This is a genomic window from Actinophytocola sp., assembly GCF_050699915.1.
Taxonomy (GTDB): Bacteria; Actinomycetota; Actinomycetes; order Mycobacteriales; family Pseudonocardiaceae; genus Actinophytocola.
In genome coordinates this window covers 1-3151 of record NZ_JBOHGA010000360.1, presented here as the reverse complement: position 1 = coordinate 3151, position 3151 = coordinate 1, and the positions used below count along the sequence as shown (strand labels likewise).

The following is a 3151-nucleotide window of genomic DNA, read 5'->3' as shown; positions in this document are numbered from 1 at the left end:
CGGCTGCTCGGCGTGGCCGGCGCCGGGGCCGCGGCGGTCGGCGTCGGCGCGGCGGCCGGGGTGATCGCGGACCGGACGCTCGGCGCGGAGCCGGTGGCGAACGCGGAGTCGACTACCGCGGTGCCGTTCCACGGCACACGCCAGGCAGGCATCGTGACCCCGGCGCAGGACCGGATGCACTTCGTGGCCCTGGACGTGAAGACCACCTCGCGCGAGGAGCTCGTCGAGCTGTTGCGGGAGTGGACGCTCGCGGCGGAACGGATGACCCGCGGCCTGGAGGCGTTCGACGGCGGCGCGGTCGGCGGGGTGCCCGAGGCGGCGCCGAAGGACACCGGCGAGGCGCTCGACCTGCCGGCGTCCGCACTGACGCTGACGATCGGCTTCGGCCCGTCGCTGTTCGACGAGCGGTTCGGGCTGGCCGACCTGCGGCCCGAGGCGCTGGCCGACCTGCCCGTCTTCCCCGGCGACGACCTCGACCCGGCGCAGTGCGGCGGCGACATCTGCCTGCAGGCGTGCGCGAACGACCCGCAGGTGGCCGTGCACGCGATCCGCAACCTGGTGCGGATCGGGTTCGGCAAGGTGGTCGTGCGGTGGTCGCAGCTCGGCTTCGGCCGCACGGCGTCGACCTCGACCGCACAGGCGACGCCGCGCAACCTGTTCGGTTTCAAGGACGGCACGCGCAACGTCAAGGCCGAGGAGACGGCGGAGCTCGAGAAGCACGTGTGGGTGCAGCCCGATGACGGGCCGTCCTGGCTCGCCGGCGGGACGTACCTGGTGGCGCGGCGGATCCGGATGCACATCGAGATCTGGGACCGGACGACGCTGCTCGAGCAGGAGCAGATCGTCGGGCGGGACAAGGGCGAGGGTGCGCCGCTGGGCCAGCTCAAGGAGTTCGACGTGCCGGACTTCAACGTGCGCGGCGAGGGCGGGCTGCCGCTGATCGGCGAGATCGCGCACGTCCGGCTCGCGTCCAAGGAGTCGCTCGGCGGGGTGCGGATCATGCGCCGGGGCTACAACTTCATCGACGGCTCCGACGGCGTCGGGCACCTCGACGCGGGGCTGTTCTTCGTCGCCTTCATGCGCGACGCGCACAAGCAGTTCGTGCCGATGCAGAACGCGTTGGGCGGCAAGGACGAGATGATGGAGTACATCGAGCACACCGGTTCGGGGCTCTTCGCCGTGCCGCCGGGCGTCGAGCGCGGGGACTACTGGGGGTCGGGGCTGTTCACCTGACGGCCTTGACCGCGTAGAACAGCGGGATCCGCGGCTCGTCCGCCTCGAGCCGGAACCACCCGTCGGGCCCTGCTTCCATGGTCGTCCAGCGCGGCCAGGGCAGGCGAGGGTCCTCGCGGAGCACGTCGATGCGCAGCCCCGCGCGGGTCAGCGCGGTGACGACCTCGCCGATTCCGTGGCGCCATTCGTAGGAGGCGGTGGCCTCGGTCAGGGGCGGGCCGTCGGTGTAGGTGCGGGTGGAGTCGCGCACCTCCGGGCCGCGGCCGCCGAGGTAGTCGGCGCGGAGTAAGAGGCTCTCGTCGTCGGCGATGGGGACCACGCCGAGCGCGTAGAGCAGCGGGTGGAACTCGACGAGGTACAGCGAGCCTCCCGGGTTCAGCAGGTTCGCGACGACGCCGGCCCAGCGGTCGAGGTCGGGCAGGTAGCAGACGGAGCCCTTGCCGGTGTAGACGATGTCGAAGGTCCTGTCGAGGACGGTGTCCGCGTCGTGCACGTCGGCCTCGACGTAGGTGATGTCGAGGCCCCGGTCCTGTGCGAGCCGGCGCGCCCGTTGGATCGACTCCCCGGAGAGGTCGAGCCCGGTCGTCTTCGCTCCCTTGGAGGCGAAGGCGACGGTCTCGGTGCCGAGGTGGCATTGGAGGTGGAGCAGGTTCTTGCCGGCGATTGGCCCGAGGTCTGTCCACTCGTAGTCGGCGAACCAGCTCTCCGCGGGCCGGCTGCCGTCGAGTCCGTAGAAGGCGCTGGCCAGGTGGATGGGCGCCCGAGCATCCCAGTTGGCCTTGTTGGCGGCGATCATCCGAGCGGTCTCGTCGTCGAAGCTCGTCACCTTCACAATGGAGCCAGAGTCCCGTGGATCTTGTCCACCCCGGTTCGGCGATTCGCTCTGGACTCGCCGCTGTTCACTCGTCGAGTGGTCCGGCTCTGGATCAGCGGTTGAGGAGCTGCGGCTTCAGGCCACGGGGTTCGCTGCGTCCGCCAACGCTCGCGAAGCCCTCGGGTCGCTCCGCATCCTGTCCAAAGTGGCCCGACCACAACGAAACCGACACCCGGCCACAGGACCGCGAGCATCCACCTGGCTCACCCGCCCCCCGCACCCGGCCCCGTCCGCTCCCCTCCCGCCCCACGCGCTACAGCGGCGGAAGCTCCGGTGGCGTAGCCGCCGGAGTTTGGGTCAGTGCTTCCAGTGCCAGGCGGATCGCGGTGTCCAGTTGGGGGTCTCGGTTCTCGGCGTAGTCCTGCGGGGTCATCACCACCTCCACGTCCGGGTCCACGCCGTAGTTCTCCACTCCCCAGCCGGCATCTCGCATCCACGTGGCGTACCTCGGCTGCGTCACCAAGGTCCCGTCGACCAGGTGGTAGCGCATGTCGATGCCGATCACGCCGCCCCAGGTGCGGACGCCTACCACCGGGCCGATGCCCAGGGTCTTGATCGCCGCGTTGACGATGTCGCCGTCCGAGCCGGAGAACTCGTTCGCCACCGCGACCACCGGGCCGCGCGGGGCGTCGTCGGGGTAGCTCTCCGCTCGCCGGCCGTTGCGGCTCACCTGCCAGCCGATGATCGTGCGGCCCAGCTTCTCCACCACCAGCTGCGACAGGTGGCCACCACGGTTCTCCCGCACGTCGACGATCAGCGCCTCCCGCTGCACCTCCAGCCTCAGGTCCCGGTGCAGCTGTGCCCAACCGTTCGCCACCATGTCCGGCACGTGCAGGTACCCGATGCGCCCCTCGGTCGCCTCGTGCACGTACGCCCGCCGGCCGGCCACCCAGTCGTGGTAGCGCAGCGGCATGTCGTCCAGCAGCGGCACCACGACGACACTGCGCGACCCGCCACCATCCGCCGGGCCGACGCGCAGCTCCACCGGCTTGTCCGCGGTCCCCGCGAGCAGCGGGCCCGGACCCGGGTCGGCCGGCACCGGCC

The 3151-nt window shown here is 71.3% G+C and carries 3 protein-coding genes; 1 reads left to right on the top strand and 2 read right to left on the bottom strand.

Annotated features, from left to right (window positions below):
* On the top strand, window positions 1–1233 hold a 1233-nt coding region (efeB, locus tag ACRDSK_RS32425; RefSeq protein WP_431445231.1), incomplete at its 5' end, for an iron uptake transporter deferrochelatase/peroxidase subunit.
* Here efeB and ACRDSK_RS32420 read toward each other — a convergent pair.
* Window positions 1226–2059 (bottom strand): class I SAM-dependent methyltransferase, encoded by an 834-nt coding sequence (locus tag ACRDSK_RS32420; RefSeq protein WP_431445230.1) that lies wholly within the window; start codon window positions 2057–2059, stop codon window positions 1226–1228. The two genes, efeB and ACRDSK_RS32420, sit on opposite strands and share 8 nt — an antisense overlap.
* 301 nt (window positions 2060–2360) lie before the next feature.
* Window positions 2361–3151: S41 family peptidase (locus ACRDSK_RS32415; protein WP_431445229.1), on the bottom strand; the 791-nt coding region annotated here is incomplete at its 5' end.